Below are 23,830 nucleotides of genomic sequence, written 5' to 3'. Positions count from 1 at the left end.
GAGTATTCGTGAAACAGCTTTTTTGAATCCGGCTCATTGATGAAAGAAGCTTCTTGCGGCTTCCACATCATCAGCAATCGCTGCCTTGAGAGCATCCAGCGATTCAAACTTTTTCTCACTGCGGATCTTCTTGATAAATTCTACCCGCAGGGTGTGGCCATACAGGTCACCCTGATAGTCCAGAAGGTGCACTTCCAGCATGGCACGGGTGGCATTCACGGTTGGCCTGACACCCAGGTTAGCCAGCGCATCATAGCTTCGGCCATCGAACCATGCCCTGACTGCAAACACTCCCTGTATAGGCAGTGTCCGCCTGCAGACACGTATATTCGCAGTTGGAAAGCCCAACTGCCTGCCCAACTGCTGGCCTTTTGTAACACGCCCCATCATGGTGAAGGGACGTCCTAACAATTTCTCTGCCGCATCCAGACTCACACTCGCCAACTGCTCACGAATCCGGGTACTGCTGATACGGTCCATATCCATAGATACCGTTCGGGTGTCGCACACCTCAAACCCGAATTGATCGCCCATCTTTCTCAGGTGCGCAAAATTTCCCTGCCGCTTCAATCCGTAACGGAAATCATCTCCCACTATCAGATAGCGTATATCCAGTCCATCCACCAGCACCTTCATAACAAAATCATCCGGTGTCAGGTTTTGCAGTTTCTGATTGAAAGGCAGGCACAGTACCTGATCTACACCGGCTTCTTCCAGAAGTGTCAGTTTCTCTCTCAGGTTAGTCAGTCTTGCCGGTGCCTGATCGCCCTGAAAATATTCCCGGGGCTGAGGTTCAAAAGTGATCACACAAATCCTGACATCCAACTCGAAAGCCTGCTGCCGCAGTGTCTCCAGGATAGTCCGGTGTCCAAGATGAACACCATCAAAATTACCAATAGTCGCAACACAGGCGCGATGCTCCGGTCTGATATTGTGCATTCCGCGAATCAACTGCATTAGGCGGTCTATTCTCTGTTAGGCTGGCAAAGGCAGGGATTATATCTCAGGAGCGTTTTGTACTTAAGAGCCATGTTCATCAAATCACCGCTCTTTTTTCCCGGGTTGAATCTGTCGCCCGGAAAAGTACTGAAAGGAAGCCTGACAGACAGTAAAAAACTGCCCGCCAGACACTGCTCATTAATGCCTGAAGTGAACAGGGCGCAAACCGACAACCAGTAAGGCCGTTGCGTAAACAGCAAGCCCGGCAGCAACCACTTTCGCCATTTCAAACACTCGCTGCCAGAGCGTTGCATCCAGCCACCAGGCAGCGTCACCCGCCATCCAGAGCAGTAGCACCGCCATTGCGAGATTGGCAAAGATCAGTCGCCCGCAGAACAACCACCACCCCGATTCAGGAGTGAATACACCGGAACGCTTTAACCCCCAGAACAATAGTCCGGCATTCAGGAAAGCAGACAGGGTAGTAGCCAGAGCCAGACCCGCATGTTTAAGCCAGAAAACCAACATCAGATTAAAAGCCATATTGGCCACCATCGCAATGATGGCAATCTTGACCGGAGTTTTGGTGTCCTGACGGGCAAAGTAGCCGGGTGCAAGCACCTTGATCAGCATAAAAGCAATCAATCCAAGGGAATAAGCCCGAAGACTCATACCCGCCATAATAACGTCCCGGTTCTGCATCTCACCGTAGTCGAACAATGTTGCCAACAGAGGCTCTGACAGAATGAACAGCGCAATGCCCGCCGGAACGCCAATCAACAGGACAAGACGAATTGCCCAGTCCAGGGTTTTGGAAAACTGATCTCCGTGGTCATCAGCATGCTTGCGAGAGAGGCTTGGAAGAATCACTGTGGCAATAGCAATACCGAAAACACCTAGCGGCAGTTCAGACAAACGGTCTGAGTAATAAAGCCAGGAGACACTCCCGGTTTCCAGAAAAGACGCCAGCACCGTATCCAGTAATAAGTTGACCTGACTGACAGACACCCCAAACAACGCTGGAATCATCAGTTTCATGATACGCCTTACACCCTCATGCTTATGTCCCCACCCGGGAGCTGGCAGCAAGCGAATCTGCAATAAAAAAGGAATTTGCAATAACAACTGTGACACGCCGGCAATCACCACACCCCAGGCCAGAGCCATGACAGGCTCATCAAACCATTGCGACAGCAATACAGTAGAGCCAATCATGCTGAGATTCAGCAGAACCGGGGTAAACGCAGGTACTGCAAAGCGGTTGTAACTATTCAGAATGGAGCCCGCCAGAGCCGTCAGCGAGATCAACAGAAGATAGGGAAAGGTAATCCTCAACATCTCCTGAGCCAACAACAGTTTTTCGGGATAATCCATAAAACCCGGAGCAAACAGGCGGATTAACAGGGGAGAGGCCAACATGCAGACCAGGGTCACCAACAGCAGCAAACCTGCCAGAGTGCCACTGACCCGACTGATCAGATAGCGTACCTCATCAAAGCTGCGTTTAGTACGATACTCTGACAACACCGGCACAAATGCCTGGGAGAAAGCACCCTCAGCAAACAGTCGACGAAGAAAATTTGGAATCTTGAAGGCAACAAAAAACGCATCTGCTGACGATGTGGAACCAAAATACCCAGCAATAACCACATCTCTGGCCAACCCCAAAATCCGGGAAAGCATGGTCATTATGCCCACGACCAGGCTCGACCTCAGCAAACTGGGTGTTTTATCCTCAGCTTCACTCTTCTGAGGACTGTCTGATAAGTTTTCTGTGGACATTCAGGTCGCTCAAACGATCAAAAACCGATAATAGTACTGAGTTGTCAAAGTTATTAACAGCCTCACCATTCGGGTTTGCACGCTATAGCGCCAGGAAGCCTTATTGACAACCCTTGTCCAAATAGGCATGATTCCGCGACTTGACTGTATGGGTATGGCACTGGTGAGACCCTTGCCCGGGGGATTCATTTGTGACGCGGCAAACACCATACTCCCAACAGGGTGCCCGAAGCAGCCCTGTTTAAAAACAGTGCAAATGGTTAATTAAGATTCTTAGGAGCACCACAAATGGCTAACTCTCCATCCGCCAAGAAGCGCGCCCGTCAGGCTGAGAAGCGTCGTACTCACAATGCTTCCCTGCGCTCCATGGTTCGCACTTCCATCAAAAAAGTAGTTCGCGCCATCGAAGCCAAAGACGTTGAACTGGCTAAAACTGAATACACTGCGGCTGTTCCAGTGATCGACCGCATGGCCGACAAAGGCATCATCCACAAAAACAAGGCTGCTCGCCACAAGAGCCGCCTGAATGCACAGATCAAAGCTCTGTCTGCATAATTGCCAGCCCTTGCATAGCAAGGGCATAACAAAAAGGCCGGTTTTCACCGGCTTTTTTTATGCCTTTACAAATTGAAACTTAAAATTCACAACTATACTTCCGCATTATTTCTTCCTACCCCCTCTCAACGAGGACCTTAACCATGCGGCATTTTTATTCGTTAATCTTACTCGCTTTCACCAGCCTGGCAGCAACGTTCTCTTACGCGACGCCAGCCCTACCTCCGGAAATCACTCTGGTGCTCTGTGCCCCCAAAGGCACAACGACCGATTTAATTACCGAGATGGGGATAGCCAGATTTGACTACAAAATAAATCCCGTCGAGGCTGCCGCACTCGTGCAAAAGACGATATCCGACCACCCTTTGCATCCCAAGGTCGTTTGCACCGGCGAAATTTCAAAAATCATGGAGAAAGTCAAAATTGGCAGCCAGCCTGCTGCAAACGACAACGATCAGGAAGCCTTCCGGAAGATCGCGGACGCTGTTGCGAAGACTGAAAAGTCGTCCAACTTATTCCGCAAAGGGGATCATGAGTTTTATTACCGCACCGTCTCCCCGGAGAATTCAAAAGAGATCCTGATGGAACCCGGAAAGGCTCAGGCTCTCTATCAAAAAGATTCCGGCATACCTAACGCTGGAATCAGTGATTATATGAACAGAAATAGCGGCACGCTTCTCCTGCTTCCACCTCTGGTATTCGCCGCAAGTGGTGCTTCTGAATACACCATTTACTACATCCTGGCACTCGGCCTGGGAATTTCGTTCCAGCAAACAGGCATCTGGAATTCACTCACCATTCTGGCGCTGAATACCGCCGGCATTGCCGCCCAGGCAGGTCTGCTCTTTCAACAAAACAAAGGGGGCGAGTTTCAAGATGAGTGGGACACCAATGGTTATTCCGCAGAGGCAGTTAAAGAAGAGTATGAGAAGCTACGTGCTTCGGAGGCAGATTATAACACGGTGGCAACAACCTCATGGGCTATTCTGACCCAGCAGGTTGCAGCCACTGCATTTACATTCAGCGCTATCAAATTGGCAGCGGCCAAATATCTGAGCATGGGCACAACACAGGCACTGGGCGTTTCATTTGGTCAGGCAGCGTTTAACATCATCTTCGAAAGCATAACAGGCTACCCGCTGGAAGATTGCATCCCTATTTTCAAATACGATAAAAATTACAGCGCCATCAGCGCCAGAAACTGGCCTTACTACGGCAAGAAATTTGTCGCCACTAATTTTTTCATGATTCACTGGGCCGCCAAACATTCAGGATTTATTGCTCGAAAAACCGCCTGGCTTGGTGGGCATCTGGGAAGAGCAGCATCCTTTTTGTGGAAAAAGAAACAGGATTGACAATAATTATACCGGTGTCCATGAAACCGGGATCAGATCATAAAGACGAATACCTCAATGAGTTGCGATCTGATCCCATACCTGACTCAATGCCCAGCAAGCACCATATTATCTCGATGCAAAAGCTCGGGCTCACCTGAATAACCTAACAACTCACCAATCTGGTGACTGGGTTTGCCCATGATCTTCCGGGCATCATCAGCCCCGTAATTGATCAAGCCACGGGCCACTTCCTGACCCGACTCATCAATGCAGGCCACCATCTCGCCCCGAAGGAAGTGACCTTCTACAGCCTTTACCCCCACGGCAAGAAGACTTTTGCCCTGGTTTTTAAGCACATCAACGGCACCCGCATCCAGAACCAGCTTTCCTGAGGTCTTCATGTGCCCCTGCAACCACTGCTTGCGAGCAGCCAATCGCTCATGATCCGGAGTGAGCAAGGTCCCCAAAGCTTCCTGTTCAAACAGGCGACGGATGACACTCTCAATCTTGCCGCCCACAATAACCGTTGCCGCACCAGATGCCGCCGCCTGACGAGCCGCCCGAAGCTTGGTTTGCATACCACCGCGCCCCAAACGACCACTACAACCACCTGCCATAACATCCAGGGACGAATCAAAGGCCCTGGCCTCACTCACCAGTCTCGCCCCGGGGTCTTTACGAGGATCAGCAGTATACAAACCCTCCTGATCCGTCAGAATCACCAGGACATCAGCCTCCACCAGGTTGGCCACCAAAGCACCGAGAGTATCGTTATCACCAAAGCGAATCTCATCGGTCACAACGGTATCGTTCTCATTAACGACGGGAACCACATCCATATCAAGCAGTGTTCTCAAGGCGCTGCGAGCATTCAGATAGCGTTGACGATTGCTGTGGTCCGCATGGGTCAGTAACACCTGAGCCGGCTGGATACCATGCCTCTGAAAGCTGCTCTCCCAGGTTTGAACGAGTCGCGTTTGCCCCACGGCAGCCGCAGCCTGAAGCTCGTTCAGAGCGGTCGGTCGCTCCTTTTGTCCAAGCTTTTCCATGCCAGCCGCGACAGCTCCGGATGACACCAGAACCAGCTCAACACCTTGCTTACGCAGTTCGCACAACTCATCGACCCAACCATCTATCTGATCAATAGCCAGACCACGCCCTTCATCCGTTAACAGGGCGCTACCTATTTTGACCACCCAGCGTCGGGCTGTTTTCAGCCTGCTACGCTCACTCATGTTGCTCTCCTGCACTCTCTTCTGCACTGCCTTCTGAACCTGAGAAGGCTGTCACAACAGTGCAGCGCTTTGCTGATACTGAGTTATAAAGTGGCTCAGCTTTGCTCGCTTCTCTTGCCACAGCTTCTAAGGTGCGTAGAAGACTTCAACATCATCATCATCGTCGTCATGATCATCATCGTCCCGAGCCGCTTTTTCAGCTTTTCTGGCAAGACGCTGCTGCCTTCTCTCTTCCGCCAGCTCACGCATACGCCCCCTGGCTTCGTGCTCCAGCTTCTGACGGGCCTCTGCTTCCTGAGCAGCCAGTTCAGCGTCTTCGCTCTCCTGAAGATTACGCTCTTCAATGTAAGACATCAGATCCTGGGCCAACTTTTCTGTACCCCGGGAAGAGATTGCGGAAATCTTGTATACAGGTCCTTCCCAGCCCAGCTCTGCAATCACCCGATCACAGATCTCCTGCTGTTGCTCTTCGGGCAACAAATCCAGCTTGTTCAGCACCAGCCAGCGCTCACGTTCAGCCAGAGCCGGACTGAAACTTTTCAACTCATCGACAATGGCATTTGCCACATGCACAGGATCGCTCTCGTCGAAGGGAGCCACATCGACCAAATGCAGGAGTACACGACAACGTGAAAGATGCTTAAGGAATCGAATTCCCAGACCCGCACCATCGGCAGCCCCCTCAATCAGACCGGGAATATCAGCGATAACAAAACTGCGATGCTTCTCCACACTCACCACACCGAGATTAGGAACCAGCGTGGTAAAGGGATAGTCTGCTACTTTCGGCCTGGCATGAGAGACTGAGCGAATAAAGGTAGACTTACCCGCATTGGGCATACCCAGAAGCCCCACGTCAGCGATAACCTTGAGCTCCAGTCTGAGCGAACGCTCTTCACCCAGAGAACCCTTGGTTGTCTGCCTCGGAGCACGGTTGACGCTGGATTTAAAGCGGGTGTTACCCAGACCATGCCAGCCACCCTGGGCCACCAGTAATTTCTGACCCTCGTGTGTCAGATCACCAATCACTTCTTCTGTTTCATCATCCACAACCGTAGTACCCACAGGCACTGGCAATTCCAGATCCTGACCCTTGGCACCGGAGCAATTGCGACCACGACCCGACTCACCACTTTCTGCCTGATAGCTGCGCTGATAGCGATAATCCACCAGCGTGTTCAGGTCGTTCCCGGCAACCACATAGATGCTGCCTCCGTCACCACCATCGCCACCGTCCGGCCCCCCTTTGGCAACATACTTTTCTCGCCTGAAACTCAGGCAGCCATTGCCACCTTTGCCAGCCTGAACCCTGATGGTGGCTTCATCGACAAACTTCATTCAAAACCTCCCGCAGCAATGACTTCAGACGGCCAATGCCTGCAGATAAATACTCACCCAAATGCCTGCAGCAAAAGAAAAGCATTGACCTCCAGACACTCAACTTCAGGAGTCTACACCACTCAAATCACTTTACGCATATACAAGAAAGCCCCGCCAAAAAGCAGGGCTTTCCCGTGGCGCCACCCTCAACAGGGGGTAAACACCAGAAAAGTACTGTTACGCAGCTTCGATGCGAACGTACTTACGCTTCTGAGGACCTTTAACCTCAAAAACAACCTTACCGTCAGCCTTGGCAAACAGGGTATGATCCCTGCCAATACCGACGTTTTCACCCGCGTGGAACTTGGTGCCACGCTGACGAACCAGGATATTACCTGCGTTGACTACCTGACCGCCGAAACGCTTAACGCCAAGGCGTTTACTTTCTGAATCGCGACCGTTACGAGTAGAACCACCCGCTTTTTTGTGAGCCATGCTGCTCTCCTTTTAGCTCGGTCAAACAGCCGGCTACCACACCAGATGCAGACCTTGGAAGTATTTAACGAACTGTTTCCAGTCCATCAGCCATGCCCTTTTAATCAGCCTTGAGCGGCTTCAGCAATCAAAAGGCCTGATCATTAGCCAGCAATGCCGGTAATTTTCAGCTCAGTGAACCACTGACGGTGGCCCATCTGCTTGCGGTGATGCTTACGACGCTTGAACTTTATGATCTTGATCTTTGGACCACGACCATGAGCTACAACTTCAGCAGTCACCTTGGCACCTTCAACAACAGGAGCGCCGATCTTGACTTCTTCACCATTAGCTACCAGCAGAACGTCGTTAATATCCAGGCTTTCACCTGCAGCTACGTCCAGTTTTTCAACCTTCAGGGTTGTGCCTTCAGCAACACGGTACTGTTTGCCGCCAGTTTTGATAACTGCGTACATATTTATCTCCGAAAATCCTTAATAGCCTCTTTGTCAAAGGCATCCGGCGAGATCCAGGCTTTGGTTCAAGAAAACAAGACTAGGGTACTCAGACCGGAATTTTCAATGCCATCTACGTCTATCTGATCATCACTTCAAGGTGGGCTGCGCCGCATAAACTTCTGATCAACTCTGAAAACAGAGCTCAAAAGCATGACAAAATGGACCGCCGCCCGGATTCTCAGTCAGATTGTAAGACAGGGGCGCAAATTCTAAGGAATTGCAATCCGACTGGCAACCCCGATTTATCCTTTATGACCCCTGGGGATGATACCCATGAAATAAGCACCAAAGTCATACAGCTATTGACAGCCGGGTGGTCTCTACCTACGATGCTCGATTTCCCTATCTCTGCAGCAGCCTTATGCCTGAACGCAACAAGCACTCCTTTCAAACCGTTGTCAGCGAAGATTTTGCTCTGGTTAACCAGTACATCGCCGAACAACTGCACTCGGATGTTGTCATGGTCAGCAAAATTGGCCAGTACATAATCCAGTCCGGAGGCAAACGGCTCAGACCCCTTCTGGTTCTGCTGACCGCAGGCGCCACAGGCTTCCGGGGACAGGACCATATCCCACTGGCGGCTATCATCGAGTTTCTCCATACCGCAACGCTGCTGCACGATGATGTCGTGGACCAGTCGGACCTCCGCCGAGGTCGCGATACGGTCAACGCGCTCTGGGGTAATGCTCCCAGTGTTCTGGTGGGCGACTTTCTCTATTCCCGAGCCTTTCAGATGATGGTCAGTCTGGACAACATGAAGCTGCTCAAGATTCTCTCTGATGCCACTAATATCATTGCTGAGGGTGAAGTCATGCAGTTGATGAATATCAACGATGCCAGCGTGACAGAAGAACAGTATATGGATGTTATCCGATGTAAGACCGCCATGCTCTTTGAAGCCTCTACCCATACTGCAGCGATCCTGTCTAATGTGGACAGCAGGGTTGAACAATCCCTGAGAGATTTTGGCAATCATCTGGGCATGGCATTCCAGCTGGTAGATGACCTGCTGGACTATGAGGGCAACAGCGAAGACATGGGAAAAAACCTCGGCGATGACCTGGCAGAAGGCAAACCCACCCTGCCCCTGATATTCACTCTCTCCCAGGGCACCCCGGAGCAAAAAGCACTGGTCAGGGAAGCTATTGAACAGGGTGGTCTGGATAAGATTGATCAAATTGTTGAGGCGGTTCGCACCTGTGGAGCGCTGAATTACACATCCCGCATAGCCAGAGAACAGTCTGAGAAGGCCATTGCCTGCCTGCAGGCCTTGCCTGACAGCGAGTATCGTGACGCTATGGAAGACCTGGCACGTTTTGCTGTGGCCAGAACATTCTGAGCACTAGCCTGCCGAACAGCTTCTCTCTTCAGGTGGATGCTATCCACCTGCAAGGCACTGAACCTTTATTTCACTCTAAACCATCGGGTGTGAGCAGCTGACAAGCAGATTCACCTTCTGTTGGTTAGCCACCCAAACTCTTATGGGACCAAGCTGCACCTCAGAACCCATCAGCTTGATAAGCCCTTCATTTTATTCATCTATCAGATTTTGATCTACGACTTCTTATCATCCGAATCGAAGGGGGCAAAACACATAATGAGAAAATAACAGAAAAATGTAGGGAACATTTTCATGAAATCACAGTCTAAACCTTCATTATGGTCAGAAATACTGGAAAACAACTGAGAAACCACTTAGCAAGAATTGATTAATCGGCTTATCTCAGCGTCTGTGTCTAACTGACCACTCACGCTCAAATTGGAGATTGCTATGATACATGATTTTTCCTTAACAAAGACTGATACGAGATGGCAATCATCCCAGAATCATGGAGAACAAACCGCTTCTTCAGTATTGCCCCTTGTGAACATCGATTCATCGGTTGTGAACATCGATTCATTGCCCTTAACACCTGAACCACAAAGTACCGGGCTGCAAAGACGCTCCAGAATTGAAGCAATTAATCAATCATGCCTTCGATGCCTGCTACCCAAATTATCCAAATCTTTTCGGTTGGATTTTGACCTTAGTGAAATTGAACGCCAGATTGATAGCTATCGGAATAGCTTTCAAGCTTATACCGATAAGGATAAGCCTTTGGAAGCTTATGAGCGCAACAAATTGGCATTGAGAACACTGGAGTCTAATATAGATGAGAATCTCAGGTGGCCCATACGCAGACACGATAACAGAAGATACGTCAGGCTACAGAATAGACTTGCTGAACAAATACAGAATATAGATACGCTTTTGAAAGCTAATTTGAAGCGTGCCACCCGATCATTTTCCAGTATCAGCCCCCTACTGAACCTCGTCTACTCAGAGCTATCTGAGTTCATTGAATTCCCCGATACGATCTGTCCGCTAAAGGACTCATTAAAGAGGTTATTTGACGAGGACCAGGCTCAGCACCCTCACTCTGGTAATGCCGAGACTCTCCAGTTGATATACAAGGTTTCTTGTTTGGTCGATCAAAAGATAGAGGAAGAGCAAAAAAGCCTGAATTATTTTCGCATTAATCTGCAGAAGCGGCGGCAAGAAAGAACACAAAGAGACTTAGAGCTTCTTAAAAATCTGAATGCAACCCTGCATGACATGGCCGTTGCTAATATGTGCCGTCACCTTGATTCACTCAACACTATGGAGTCGTTAATAGAATTCGTTGAAAATCATGGCGGAAATATAAGAACCCTGTCAGATTCAAACCATAACTCTCTTATTCAGCGTATGATAAAAACAATAGAGCATTTACCTGAAAAGGTATCCGCTGAACCACTGTTTTTACTTGATAAGAAGATGGAAGCTATTCGTGAAGACAGTAAAAAAATAATTCTCAAAAAGGCATCTTCTTTACTAATCAACGAGATCGACTCATTAGATGCCGGGATAAAGGCTTTTATCAGAGCAAGTTTTGCTGGACTGGGTGGATTTAGCAAAGATGAGGCTGCCGAGAGATTATTCTATAAGATGTGTACATTTATTAAAGACTTTGATGATGCACTTCTTACATTTGATAAAGTCACTGCCTTAAATCCACATACCTCAAAAAAATATTCTGATATCTTGTATGATAAAGTGATATCCCAGGTAGTCAGTTTCGAGCACTTTTACCGGCTCACCAAACATACAGCTTTTACCAAACATACAGCTTTTGATAAAGACAAGAGCACCTTTTTCCTGGAAGCTTTGGGTGCTCTCTCTGAATGATTGAAACAAATGTACACTTAATTTACAGCTATTATGGAAACACCTTTTCATAGTAGTAACCTGTCATGCCTGCTTCTATTATTGCCCGCCGAGAGAAAACTATTGTCCTGCAGATTGAGGTGCCTAACGATTCTGGGAACATGCTGAATCTTGAAGATGGTTTGCAGAGAGCACTGAATGAAGCAGGGCAACTCGGAACTCAAGAGTTACTGAAGCTATTTGAGCCCCCTAATAAAGAACCTATCGTCGTTAACCAGCAGAAGTGGAGCAGCTATAAGGGAAAAGTGCTAAAGCACTACGAAACCTTATACGGGCGCGTACCCATGGAACGTTCTGTTTATCAGGGGGTCAGGGGTGGAAGTACTTTGGCACCGATTGATCTTCGCACTGGGATTGTTGGCTCTGCTACACCCAAATTTGCCAAAACTCTTGCCTGGAAATACAGTCAGATGCCTGCTCCTGCTGTAAAAGAAGATTTTGAAACCAATCATCAAAGAGTGCTGTCAAACTCGTACATCAAGCATTTATCCGACAGATTAGGTGCGTTAGTCGAAGACCAGAAAGACACTCGCTACGACTTGCCATCACTTACCGAGCCCGTGGAAACAATCGCTATCGGTCTGGATGGCACCTGCATGCTGCTGCGAGTATCGTGACGCTACGGAAGACCTGGCACGTTTTGCTGTGGCCAGAACATTCTGAACACTAGCAGCCTGTCGGACTTAAGCGTCCGTAGCGAGGATTGCAAGAAATTGAGGATAAAAATCTCTGTTTCTGAGGAGAATAGCGAGCTATTTGACGAAGAAACAGAGATTTTTAGACCAATTTATTGCAACCGCAGTAGGACAGTCTTAAGTCCGACAGGCTGCTAGCCTGCCGAACAGCTTCTCTCTTCAGGTGGATGCTATCCACCTGCAAGGCACTGAACCTTTATTTCACTCTAAACCATCGGGTATGAGCAGCTGACAAGCAGATTCACCTTCTGTTGGTCAGCCACCCAACCTCTTATTGGATCAAGCTGCACCTCAGAACCCATCGGTTTGATAATTACCTGACCTGAATCTACCGTCGCAGGATGTCGGGAGCAGTTTATGCCTTTTTTGAGTGAAGCAACGATGGCAGGATCAGAGGTTGGAGGACAGGCTTCATCAGCAATGCAGCAAAGATTTCACGTAATGAGAAAATAACAGAAAAATGTAGGGAACATTTTCATGAAATCACAGTCTAACCCGTCATTATGGTCAGAAATACTCGAAAACAACTGAGGAACCACTTAGCAAGAATTGATTAATCGACTTTTCTCAGCGTCTGTTTCTAACTGACTACTCACGCTCAAATTGGAGATTACTATGATACATGATTTTTCCTTAACAAAGACTGATACGAGATGGCAATCATCCCAGAATCATGGAGAACAAACTACTTCAGTATTGCCCCTTGTGAACATCGATTCTTCGGCCTTAACAAGTGGACCACAAAGTACCGGACTGCAAAGACGCTCCAGAATTGCAACCATTGATCAATCATGTTTTCGATGCCTGCTACCCAATTTTGTTCGGTTGCATTCAGGCCTTAGTGAAATTGAACGCCAGATTGATAGCTATCGGAATAGCTTTCAAGCTTATGCCGATAAGGATAAGCCTTTGGAAGCTTATGAGCGCAACAAATTGGCGTTGGAAACACTGAAATCTAATATAGATGAGAATCTTAAGTGGCCCATACACAGACACGATAACAGAAGATACGTCAGGCTACAGAATAGACTTGATGAACAAATACAGAATATATATACGCTCCTGGAAGATAATCTGAAGCGTGCCACCCAATCATTTTCCAGTATCAGCCCCCTACTGAACCTCGTTTACTCAGAGCTATCTGAGTTCATTGAATTCCCCGATACGATCTGTCCGCTAAAGGACTCATTAAAGAGGTTATTTGACGAGGACCAGGCTCAACACCCTCACTCCGGTAATACCGAGACTCTCCAGTTGATATACAGGGTTTCTTGTTTGGTCGATGAAAAGATACAGAAAGAGCAAAAAAGCCTGGATCATCTTCGCACTAATCGGCAGACGTGGGGGCAAGAAAGAATACAAAGCAACTTAGAGCTTCTTAAAAATCTGAATGCAACACTGCACGACATAGCCGTTGCTAATATGTGCCGTCAGCTTGATTCACTCAACACTATGGAGTCGTTAATAGAATTCGTTGAAAATCATGAAGAAAATATAAGAATCCTGTCAGATTTAAAGCATAATCTTCTTATTCAGCATATGATAAAAACAATAGAAGATTTACCTGAAGAGGTATCCAGTGAACCATTGTTTTTACTTAATAAGAAGATGGAAGCTATTCATGAAGACAGTAAAAAAATAATTCTCAAAAAGGCATCTTCTTTACTAACCAACGAGGTCGACTCATTAGCTTCCGGGATAAAGGCTTTTATCAGAGTAAGTCTTGCTGGACTGGGCGGATTTACTAGAGATGAGGTTGCCGACAGATTATTCTATAAGATGTGTACATTTATTAAAGACTTTGATGATGCACTTCTTACATTTGATAAAGTCACTGCCTTAAATCCACATTCCTCAAAACATTTCGATATCTTGTATAAAAAAGTGGTATCCCAGGCAGTCAGTTTCGAGCACTTTTACCGACTCACCAAACATACAGCTTTTGATAAAGACAAGAGCACCTTCTGCCTTAAAGCTTTAGCAATAAATCCAGACCATGTTGACCTCAGGAAACTTCATAAAAACATTATTGAACAAAAAATCCATCAACAGTTTTATAAAACCGTAGATGCATCAAGAAAAGTTTTTAATAAAAACAGTCAGTCACAGATTAAAAAGATTATTGACTCACACAAAGCTAATTATCAAAATCAAATTAGCACTCTAATTAGAGAACCAAGTATTCTCACACGCTACAATGAAAAAATTAAAGAAGCTACCGAGAAATTTGAAAAAGCTGATCTTAGTTTTCGCCACATTAGAAGTCGTCATGACACAGATAGATTAAAAATACCTTTAAAAAAGGCTATTACGCTTTCCTTGGAAGCTATGATACTAGCACCCACAGACAAAATGAGAAAAAGCGCTGAAGAACTAATCGACAAATTTTTTAATGAAACACATATGAACCCACGGACTTACCAAAAACATATACGGAGACCAAAAATAATAAATACAGAGATTAAAAAGATCAAAGCTTATCCAACCGCAGAAAACAAATGTCAGAATTTAAAAGAAACTGCCATCGCAAATATCAAACGCAAGCTTGACGCTCAGGTCTTAATTAAATCCCATGAGTTCGATAAACTTGTGAGCCAGAAAAAGCAAGAATTAGACAACTCATTGTCGTTGCACCATCAGAAGCTTGGCAGTTATTACCATAGCTTGGCTCAAATGAGTCCCACTGCCTGGTTTTTTCCAACAGATGGGTTTTTGATGCCCTATGTGTATGCTGCCCTATTAAGCCCTGAATATCCCGTCAATATGGGTAGCAGATATTCATCTGATACTGGTGATGTGCGCGGAGATCTTTCTCCGTCTACTGTCACAGGAAATTTATCAATTTCAGATTCAGTCATTGGAGATGTTCTTGATCAAGGCAGTCTCGATTTAAGCGGTATCGGTGACAGCATCGATTTAAGCGGTCTGGGTAACAGTCTCGATTTAGGCAACCTCGATTTAGGCAACCTCGATTTAGGCAACCTCGATTTAGGCAACCTCGATTTAGGCAACCTCGATTTAGGCAACCTCGATTTAGGCAACCTCGATTTAGGCAACCTCGATTTAGGCAACCTCGATTTAGGCAACCTCGATTTAGGCAACCTCGATTTAGGCAACCTCGATTTTAGCGATCTAGATGGCGGTTTCGATTTAGGTTTCTAGTAAGTATTTTCTGAGGTGGCCACTTACCACAATATAAAACAGCTACCAAACTCGGCTTAACTGATATGCTTTTTAAAACAACAGACAACCATGTTTGTAGAAAGAGGGTTATTTGCAGATGTCAGTAAAGGACTAGTCAACCTATAAGCCTCGTAAGACAGATCCAAAATACTTTCTGTCTATGACAGACTTGAGAAAGCTTTGAAACCTGGCTTAGCAGTTGGAGGCTCTCATGCTGTTTAGCACCGGGAAAAACAAGGCGGGCAGAGTTCACACCCGCAAGATTTTCGGTGGTTAAGTACTCAACCATACGAAATCATATTTTCTGACTTATTGTTCAGGCACTCGCGGCAACTGCTCCTGCGTTGCTCTAGCTCCTGCATCCATGCAGTCGTGCTGCGTTGCAACTCTGGTCACATAGCTTGCTATGTTCCCGTCGTTGCGCCTTGCAGAGCACCTGCCCAATAAGCCAGAAATATTCGATTCCGTATGGCTGAGTACTTATTTCACTTTAAACCGGGCCTTATGAGCAAGCTTATGAGCAAATTCGCCCAGACGCTTTTTGTTCAACTGCGTCTTGAACCCGGGCATGTTGATGTTCATTTGCTGCAATTCAAGATTGCCTGAACCAAACTGGAAAGCCTGACTGAGGTTACGATCCTCCCGGCTAACGGGTTTGCGGGGGTCCGGGACATAGCCTCTGGCCTCCACTTCAGCAGCAAAGCGCTTGATCGAGGCGTCGGCTTCTCCGGTTCGATCCTTGCCACTCTTACAATTGATATGACCCACTGCGCCTATCTTGAATGCCAGCAACTGAATTCGCTCAACCATCTTATAGGCATCTTCGCCTTCTGTTTGATAGTCGCCTGAAACATGAAGATCCCTGATCTGTTCAACCAGCATACGAACAATCTGCTTGGATTGCTCCGGGGCCGAGCCTGCCAGATAGTCGCCTACCCAACCGCCAACAGGATCGAACTGGTCTAAAGAGCCCATCAGTTCAATAAGCCCCTCATTATTAACCCGCTTGGCCTCACCCCAGGGACGGACAACGGACTTCAGACCACCCAATGAAAGTGAATTGACACCATAATTAGTGTTGGCCAGCTTCATATTGACTCTGAGTTGATATTTTTCGCCTTTGGCATCAGAAATAACCAATGGCTTACCATCGTTGAGTTCTTTCTGAACTTCCTTAAGGGCAGCGATCTGCTCTCTCTGCATCTTCAGTTCATCATCATGAATATGCAGATAGTGCCTCAGTTTGTCGGCACTGAGCATAGACGTGGAGAGCATCTTCAAAGGAACAGGCTGCCCCGATGTCAGATAGCCGGGATTATCATCCAGAAACTGTTTTACAGCCGCCGTCACCAACTCCCTGGCCCGGTTTCTGGCTGCTTCAAGTCGAGGCTCTTTTTCTTTTATCCCATAGGCAGAGAGAGTTCCGGAACGCAATCCTTTGAACAGAACTTTCTTGTTCCCCTTTTCTGCAGTGGACAGCTCAGATTGCGCCATATTGACGGCATGAACGCGTTCACTGGTTGCAGTCGAAGGACTGCCCATACCCTCATAAGAATGCTCAAAGATATCTTTTGCACCTTCTCCCCATTTCATTTGCGAAGCAGGGGTCAGCTGACTCTCATAATGCCGGGTTCGCCCTTCAATCCTCACATCCAGATGGGTAGTGATTTTTTCCCATTGAAGTGTTGAGAGCACATGACTGCGTGATTCTTTCAGTTTCTTGCTGGCATTATCCAGGCCCACCTCTCCCAGCCGCTTCAATATACAGGCGGTATAAGCCTTTGCATCAACCACAGGAAGGGTGTCAGCGCGGGAAGCTCTTCCGGTTAGCTTCGCTCTGGCTGGAGGAAGATCATTGTCTGTTCCTTCCTGAATACGGTCAAAATGGTCACTCCACGTCTGATGCAATACCTCCAGCTTTGCCAGCTTGCTGGTTTTCTTTCTGCTGAATAGACCTTCCTTGCCTGAGTTGTTGATGAGTGCACTTTCATGCTCAATTTCATTCTTGAGAACATTAATTGCGGAAATCAGTTCCAGACATTTAAACTTTTTCCACTGCTGCGGCCCCAGTGGATTCTCCTGGTCACTGACCTCCAGCTGATCGATAAAATCCAACACACCATCGAGCTGCCCCACCAGATCATGGATTAGAGCCTGCTGCAATTGGGCAGGCAAATTTTGTGAATGTCGTTCCAGTGCATCCAGCGTCTTGATAAGCTGCTTGGCAAGCTCTCTGGCCTCTTCAGCCTGTTCGGCATAACTGGTGTTCTGCAAACGCTCCAATGGGGAACCGGAAAGAAGCCCAGAAACACGGTTGGTGTAATACTCGGCATTACCTATCAGCTCCATCTCGTATTGGCTGATATAGAGATCATCACCTTCTATCGGAGTTCCCGGGACTTTGTCCTTATCAAAGTGCTCTTCGGCCCAGAGCCTGAGCTGACCGGGAAAAAGAGTATGTCCCTCCTCTGTTTCACTGGTGAGAAAGCGGGCTGTTTCGGGAATATTGGCTGAGAAGATAGATTCATGCTGACCGACCACTTTTACCGCAAGCTCAAGAGCCTTTGATTGACTCAGATAATCGGTATGACCAGAGAGCTGAAACTGAACGACTTCCTTAAGATGCTCCTGTTCGTGTGCAGGAAGAGATCGCCACTTAAAAGGTGTCGCAGTCTCAAACGCTTTTGCCACCATACCGGAATCCAGCCAGAGCTCTATACTGCTGCAATTCAGCTTCCTGACATCCCTTAACAGCTCTGTGGCCCGTGTTTCCAGCTTTTTAATGGTTCTTTGGTTCAGCGGCTTGCTTTTGAGATCATTGTGAAGCTGATTTTCCACAAAACTGCCGTACTTGAAAACAAATGCCGTAGTACCTTCACTGGCACTGAGTTTTTCACCTTCCCTCAGCTCTCTGACAGGAAGCGGCAGCAACTCGGCCTCCCGGCCTCGCCACTTGCCTCTGACAGAAATGTCACTGGATTCATCCTGCCCTCTGTCCAGCAGGGGTTGCAAGCATTGCAAAGTCCGTTGCGATGGATTCAAAACACTCACTTCCTTATCATCAATCTCCTCGCAACTTTATCGACCGGTTTCGCCAAAAGTCCTGTGTTATCAAGCACAACATCCGATTTCAATCTTTTATGATGATTCTGGCTTTGCGCAACAGAGCGGATATAATGTCGCCATTTTTTCAAGCTCTGGAATCAGGCAAAACATCAATGAGTGGATTATCCCCCGAAGTGGCAAAGCGTCGAACCTTTGCGATCATCAGTCACCCGGACGCCGGTAAAACCACCATCACAGAAAAGCTGCTGCTTCTGGGTGGTGCTATCCAGATGGCCGGCACTGTAAAAGGTCGTAAAAGCGGTCGTATGGCTACTTCTGACTGGATGAAAATGGAACAGGAAAGAGGTATCTCGATCACCACCTCGGTTATGCAGTTCCCTTACAAAGGTTGCACTGTCAACCTGCTGGACACTCCCGGACACGAAGACTTCTCGGAAGACACCTACCGAACCCTGACAGCAGTGGATAGCTGCCTGATGGTGATTGACGGCGCCAAGGGTGTCGAAGACCGGACCATTAAACTGATGGAGGTCTGTCGTCTGAGAGACACTCCAATCTTTACCTTTGTTAATAAGATGGACCGTGAAGTCCGGGACCAGATTGAAGTGCTGGACGAAGTGGAAAGCATCCTGAAAATTCAGTGTGCTCCCATTACCTGGCCGATCAGCATGGGCAAGAATTTCAAGGGGGTTTATAACCTCTACACCGATACTATTCACGTCTTCACCCCCGGCCAGGGACATACTATACCCGACGATATTCGTATCAAGGGTCTTGAGTCGGACGAAGCCAAAGAGCTGCTGGGTGATATTCATGAAGACTTTGTCGATGAGGTGGAACTGGTTCGCGGCGGCAGTCATGAGTTTGACCTGGAAGCCTATCATGCTGGCAAGATGACGCCTGTTTTCTTTGGTACTGCCCTAGCCAACTTTGGCGTCCGTGAAATGCTGGACGACTTTGCCGAGTGGGCTCCAGCGCCTCTGGCTCGTATAACAGATCAGAGGGCAGTGGAGCCGGACGAAGCCAAATTTTCTGGCTTTGTATTCAAGATCCAGGCCAATATGGACCCTAAACATCGTGACCGCATTGCCTTCCTGCGCATCTGTTCCGGAAAATACACCCGTAATATGAAAATGAAGCATGTGCGAATCGGCAAAGATGTAAAAATTGCCGACGCTGTCACTTTTCTTGCAGGTGATCGCTCCCATGTCGAGGAAGCTATCTCCGGTGACATTATCGGTCTGCACAACCACGGCACTATCCAGATTGGCGATACTTTCAGCCAGGGCGAAGAGATCCGCTTTACCGGGATTCCACACTTCGCCCCCGAACTTTTCAAGCGCGTTCGCCTGAGAGACCCTCTGAAGCTCAAGCAGCTCCAGAAAGGCTTGCAACAACTTTCAGAAGAAGGCGCAACCCAGTTGTTCATGCCTCTGAACAATAATGACCTGATCCTGGGTGCGGTCGGCGTACTCCAGTTTGATGTCGTTATGCGCCGCCTTAAGGATGAGTACAAGGTGGAGGCTATGTACGAGCCGGTCAATGTCAATACTGCCCGCTGGGTGGATTGTACGGACGAACGTAAATTGGAGGAATTCAAGCGCAAATGCGCTGACAATCTGGCGATTGATGGTGGTGGCTACCTGACTTACCTGGCTCCTACCCGTGTCAATCTCTCTCTGGCAGAGGAACGCTACCCGGATATTAGCTTCAGGACCACCCGCGAGCACTGAGCTCTCCTGAATCCTGCCACTTCGCTTTAAAGTGAAGTGACAGGATCAGGCCACGATGACTTCTGAATCAGTGATCCATGGTACTGTGATCCACTGAGCCGTGATCCATCTCGCCATGCTTCGTGGCACTGCCATGGGCCATATCTTTGGTTTCGTGACTAAGATCCTTTACCGGCACTTTTATATCCACAGCGTCTCCGTCAGAGAAATGCAGGGTGACATCAACCTCACTACCGGCTTTCAATGGCCTCTTCAAACCCATCAGCATGATATGATTGCCACCACTTTTGAGATATTCAGTTTTACCTGCCGGTATATCAATATCTTTCAACTCGAACATTTTCATCATATTCCCTTCATGCCTGTGACCGTGCAGCTCAACATGAACCGCACTATCACTGTCGGCAGAGACCAGCTTGATATCTTCTTTACCTTTGTTGGTAATAGTCAGAAAAGCCGCAGAGTTTGTGGAAACAGCCGGTACCGCTCTTGCGTACTGATCCTTTATCTCAACATCTGCCGCCTGAAGGGCTATAGGTGACATGCCTGCGAAAATGGCCAACGTAGCCATTGCCAATAGCTTCATAATTCAAGTCTCCAGTTCAAAAACAACTGTTGTCACTTCGGAACCTGATTCAATCACCAGTCTGGCCAGCCAGGTCATATCTTTATCAACCGTGCAAAAAGTCAGGTTACCTACGCCACTGAATACCGAAGGCCCAAAAAAAGAGGACTGCTTGTAGAGTGGAAAAGGAGCTAACCCCATCGGCATATCCCGGCCAAAAAACTCCATGGTAACCCTGTCTGCTGACAGGCCTCTCAGGAGAACTTCAACATCCAGCGGCTCCAGCTTCGGCAGACCTGACGGCTTTATTCTCAGCTCAATCTCGCTGTCTGCTGTTGTCAGTCGACAGCCTTCAGCCACCAGACATCTCTTGTGGAAGCTCTGCCCGGTCAGCCCTGTTTCAGATTCCGACTTGAAGTAGCGAGGTATAAAAACCAGTACTGCAATCAGCACCAGCGAAACACCCAACCCTATGTACTGCTTTATTTTCATCGGGGTAACATAACAGACTGAAGCCCCATGACCAACTTTATGAACATTATGTCCCCTATACCAGAATTGTTTGATAGCCATTGTCACCTGGACTTTCCCGAGTTCGACCAGGACCGGGATGAAACCCTTGAACAATGCTGGCTCGCAGGTGTCCGCTCAATCTGCATCCCGGCAACGGAAGCGCGTTACTGGCCCAGAGTTCTGAAACAAGTGAATGATTCGCCCGATTCTGTGCGACGCTTTGTCTCACTCGGACTACATCCTTATTTTCTGAAAAGCCACAGACCTCAACACCTTGATGAATTGAAAGTATTCCTGGAACGTCATTCCGAGACGGTTTGTGCTGTGGGTGAGATAGGCCTGGACTACTCGCTGACCAACTCGGACCGTCAGCAACAGCACTACTATTTTATCAGGCAGCTTGAGCTTGCCGATCAATTTAAGCTACCTGTCATTCTGCACTGCAGGAAAGCACACGATGAAATCCTTAAAGAAATCCGGCAAATTAAACCGGAGAAAGGTGGCATCGTACATGCTTTTTCTGGCAGTGAACAACAGGCCCGACAGTATATTGAACTGGGCTTCAAACTGGGGTTTGGCGGTACAATTACCTACCAGAGGGCCAGAAAAACACGCCAGCTGGCCACCTCGTTACCCCTGAGTAGTATTGTTCTGGAAACCGATGCCCCGGAAATGCCGATGTCAGGCTATCAGGGTCAAAGGAACACTCCCACCCTATTACCTGTTGTCCTTGAGCATCTGGCACAATTACGTTCCAGCTCTACAAAAGAGATCGCACAGGCTACTACCGAGAATGCATTATCAATCCTGGCGAAATAATATAACTGGACAACGGCTCAGGCTCAGGTTCGGTTAAATTACCCCCAATCACCATGTCATCAATCTGGCGGATAGGACCGCCCGATGAGCTCAAGAATGATGACAGGGAAGAGGATGAACTGGAACTGGAAGAAGAATAGAAGCCTGAGTCATCGTCATGACCTCCATCATCATTAAAAGTACCACCATCAGTGGAGAGCGTCGTTGGAAGCACACCGGGCACATTATTCAGGATATTCTGTTCGGACGTTGCAAACATCCAGCGATTAACACCATCGTAGATCAGCACCGGCTCAACTTCAGGAACAGCATCCAATTCACTGATGGTGCCGTCCAGATTAAGGCTCCAGACCTGTATAACACCGCCCAACCGGATCATAAGATACAAAGGTTTATCAGGTGGATGATCCGACCCCAGCAGGGCTGCCCAGGTCATCAAAATAGTAGGAAGTCCGCCCAGATTCCCTTCTGAGAGAAAATCAGCTTCAGCTTCAATATCTGCAGCAATCCAGCTTAAAAGCCTTCTCTGGGCATCAGTCAGATTATTCTGCTCCCAGGTTTTCCATAACTGTCTCAACAGGACAATGACACGCTCCCGATTCAAATAATCGTTTGGTAGAATAGCGTTCAGTGAAACAAATAAACACTCATTGCCATGATGGACCTCGTGAAGAGTCAGCCTTAATGGTTCCAACAACATTCTAGCAAACGAAAGAAAGCTTTCATGTTCCATCGCCACAAGACTTCTACTGGACATGAAAGGTTGGAAGTGATGACGCATACGACTGCTTAATACTTCCGAATCTAATGAATTCTGTTGAAAAAGACGTGTCAGGGCATAGCCTGAGTTAAAATGATGAAGTCGCAACTGTCGAGCCAGATCTGGCAGCTCTGAATCAATAGTTTCTTCTGTCAGTTCAGGAACTTCGTTATTCGTATGCCAATAAAAATGAATGTCCGATAGGTCAGCATTTCTTCTTCTCCAGGTTTTAAACTGCTCAAACAAAACCTGCAAGATTGCAAATAATTCTTTTTTCGTTCGATTACCCAGAAGATAGTTCCGTTTCCACATATTCCAGGTAATTAAATTATCATCACTGTCGAGAAACAGGGCGTGATCAATGGAAGCCCGAGCCCCCGGATCATTCACATGAGTACCTTCGATAATAAGAATATCGCAGGTGATACGCCGGGCTTCTTCAGGACCCAGCTGACCTTCCAGATGGCGACAATAAGGGGCATACCGAAAAGAATCCCCCCGGGCTATCGCTGCCAGACAGCTATCTCTAAGCTCTGCCCGATACTCCTCACCATTGTTGTTCCCTGACGCGCCATCGCCCAGATGGCTGAACATTTCACGTCGGTCGGCACGGGAATGAAGAAAGGTATCAATCCCCAGTGTCTCCAGACTGCAGACCCTGCCTGACAGCTCCGAATGTGATCGTTGATAAAGTGCCGAAGAAGTTCGAAGCTCCTGAGTAAATTGATCAAGAAAAGTAGACTTACCGGCTCCGGAAGGCCCATCCAGACCAATAGTAAAAGGTCTGGAAGAATCATTTTCTCCTTCCAGATTACCCTGTTGCAGATTATAGAGATAATCAAGAAAAGCGTTTATCGCCAGAGCTTGAACAATCAAGCCGTTTGATCCTTCAGCAGTAGTCCAGGGGATAGAAACAATAAAAGCTATAAATAATGAACGACGTCCCGTTCGAGCAAACTCCTTTATTTTTTTAATGAGCAAAACAGTAACTCCAAGCCAATAAACACGACCTTATCTAAAGTAGACTAAAGCGATTCATTCTGCCGAAAGGAAGCTGCTTTTAGTTTATTAATAAATGCACTCTGAAAT

General features: G+C 47.7%; 18 protein-coding genes. 8 read left to right on the top strand and 10 right to left on the bottom strand.

Annotated elements, in window-relative coordinates; translation table 11 throughout:
* Nucleotides 1–33: 33 nt before the first annotated feature.
* Nucleotides 34–957 (bottom strand): bifunctional riboflavin kinase/FAD synthetase, encoded by a 924-nt coding sequence (gene ribF, locus ACOMHB_RS08840; RefSeq protein ID WP_448216328.1) that lies wholly within the window; start codon nt 955–957, stop codon nt 34–36.
* Between the two features lie 180 nt (nt 958–1,137).
* A complete protein-coding gene (gene murJ / locus ACOMHB_RS08835) occupies nt 1,138–2,721 on the bottom strand; it encodes a murein biosynthesis integral membrane protein MurJ (RefSeq protein ID WP_448216327.1) in 1,584 nt (527 codons plus the stop codon).
* A gap of 288 nt (nt 2,722–3,009) precedes the next feature.
* On the opposite strand from murJ, the gene rpsT reads away from it, so the two are divergent.
* Both rpsT and ACOMHB_RS08825 read left to right on the top strand, forming a co-directional pair.
* Entirely contained in the window at nt 3,010–3,276 is a 267-nt protein-coding gene (rpsT, locus tag ACOMHB_RS08830) for a 30S ribosomal protein S20 (RefSeq protein ID WP_317142656.1), read from the top strand.
* 143 nt (nt 3,277–3,419) lie between these two features.
* Nucleotides 3,420–4,631, top strand: coding sequence for a hypothetical protein (locus ACOMHB_RS08825; protein ID WP_448216326.1), 1,212 nt, complete (start codon nt 3,420–3,422; stop codon nt 4,629–4,631).
* An 86-nt stretch (nt 4,632–4,717) separates the two neighbouring features.
* Here the strand turns inward: ACOMHB_RS08825 and proB are convergent, their stop codons facing one another.
* The 4 genes from proB to rplU all read right to left on the bottom strand — a co-directional run bounded on the left by proB (nt 4,718) and on the right by rplU (nt 8,118).
* Entirely contained in the window at nt 4,718–5,848 is a 1,131-nt protein-coding gene (proB, locus tag ACOMHB_RS08820; protein ID WP_448216325.1) for a glutamate 5-kinase, read from the bottom strand.
* A gap of 126 nt (nt 5,849–5,974) precedes the next feature.
* The gene (cgtA, locus tag ACOMHB_RS08815; protein WP_422412569.1) at nt 5,975–7,186 is read right to left on the bottom strand and encodes an Obg family GTPase CgtA; all 1,212 of its coding nucleotides are present in this window, start codon (nt 7,184–7,186) and stop codon (nt 5,975–5,977) included.
* Between the two features lie 219 nt (nt 7,187–7,405).
* A complete protein-coding gene (gene rpmA / locus ACOMHB_RS08810) occupies nt 7,406–7,663 on the bottom strand; it encodes a 50S ribosomal protein L27 (RefSeq protein ID WP_422132926.1) in 258 nt (85 codons plus the stop codon).
* Nucleotides 7,664–7,806: 143 nt separating this feature from the next.
* Nucleotides 7,807–8,118, bottom strand: coding sequence for a 50S ribosomal protein L21 (gene rplU, locus ACOMHB_RS08805; RefSeq protein ID WP_422132925.1), 312 nt, complete (start codon nt 8,116–8,118; stop codon nt 7,807–7,809).
* A gap of 403 nt (nt 8,119–8,521) precedes the next feature.
* Between rplU and ispB the strand changes: the two genes are divergently transcribed.
* From ispB to ACOMHB_RS08785, 4 genes are all read left to right on the top strand, one after another.
* Nucleotides 8,522–9,499 carry an octaprenyl diphosphate synthase gene (gene ispB, locus ACOMHB_RS08800; RefSeq protein WP_448216324.1) on the top strand — a complete coding sequence of 326 codons (978 nt, stop codon included), beginning with the start codon at nt 8,522–8,524 and terminating at the stop codon, nt 9,497–9,499.
* A gap of 1,125 nt (nt 9,500–10,624) precedes the next feature.
* Nucleotides 10,625–11,368 carry a hypothetical protein gene (locus tag ACOMHB_RS08795; protein ID WP_448216323.1) on the top strand — a complete coding sequence of 248 codons (744 nt, stop codon included), beginning with the start codon at nt 10,625–10,627 and terminating at the stop codon, nt 11,366–11,368.
* 65 nt (nt 11,369–11,433) lie between these two features.
* Nucleotides 11,434–12,024 (top strand): hypothetical protein, encoded by a 591-nt coding sequence (locus ACOMHB_RS08790; protein ID WP_448216322.1) that lies wholly within the window; start codon nt 11,434–11,436, stop codon nt 12,022–12,024.
* A 693-nt stretch (nt 12,025–12,717) separates the two neighbouring features.
* On the top strand, nt 12,718–15,264 hold the full coding sequence (locus ACOMHB_RS08785; RefSeq protein ID WP_448216321.1) for a hypothetical protein: 2,547 nt from the start codon (nt 12,718–12,720) through the stop codon (nt 15,262–15,264).
* 501 nt (nt 15,265–15,765) lie between these two features.
* Here ACOMHB_RS08785 and ACOMHB_RS08780 read toward each other — a convergent pair.
* Nucleotides 15,766–18,327 carry an inositol phosphate phosphatase SopB gene (locus tag ACOMHB_RS08780; RefSeq protein WP_448216320.1) on the bottom strand — a complete coding sequence of 854 codons (2,562 nt, stop codon included), beginning with the start codon at nt 18,325–18,327 and terminating at the stop codon, nt 15,766–15,768.
* Between the two features lie 176 nt (nt 18,328–18,503).
* On the opposite strand from ACOMHB_RS08780, the gene ACOMHB_RS08775 reads away from it, so the two are divergent.
* Nucleotides 18,504–20,084 (top strand): peptide chain release factor 3, encoded by a 1,581-nt coding sequence (locus ACOMHB_RS08775; protein ID WP_422137439.1) that lies wholly within the window; start codon nt 18,504–18,506, stop codon nt 20,082–20,084.
* Between the two features lie 67 nt (nt 20,085–20,151).
* On the opposite strand, the gene ACOMHB_RS08770 is transcribed toward ACOMHB_RS08775, so the two are convergent.
* A complete protein-coding gene (locus ACOMHB_RS08770; RefSeq protein ID WP_448216319.1) occupies nt 20,152–20,670 on the bottom strand; it encodes a copper chaperone PCu(A)C in 519 nt (172 codons plus the stop codon).
* A 3-nt stretch (nt 20,671–20,673) separates the two neighbouring features.
* Complete coding sequence (locus ACOMHB_RS08765; RefSeq protein WP_422132916.1) at nt 20,674–21,141, bottom strand: hypothetical protein; 468 nt, start codon at nt 21,139–21,141, stop codon at nt 20,674–20,676.
* Nucleotides 21,142–21,189: 48 nt separating this feature from the next.
* Here ACOMHB_RS08765 and ACOMHB_RS08760 point away from each other — a divergent pair, with 48 nt between their 5' ends.
* Nucleotides 21,190–21,981 carry a TatD family hydrolase gene (locus ACOMHB_RS08760; RefSeq protein WP_448216318.1) on the top strand — a complete coding sequence of 264 codons (792 nt, stop codon included), beginning with the start codon at nt 21,190–21,192 and terminating at the stop codon, nt 21,979–21,981.
* Here ACOMHB_RS08760 and ACOMHB_RS08755 read toward each other — a convergent pair.
* Nucleotides 21,947–23,722, bottom strand: a complete 1,776-nt coding sequence (locus tag ACOMHB_RS08755) for a hypothetical protein (protein WP_448216317.1) — start codon at nt 23,720–23,722, stop codon at nt 21,947–21,949. The two genes, ACOMHB_RS08760 and ACOMHB_RS08755, sit on opposite strands and share 35 nt — an antisense overlap.
* Between the last annotated feature and the right edge of the window lie 108 nt (nt 23,723–23,830).

Source organism: Endozoicomonas sp. 2B-B, from assembly GCF_053470045.1.
This window is presented reverse-complemented; position numbering and strand designations above follow the sequence as displayed.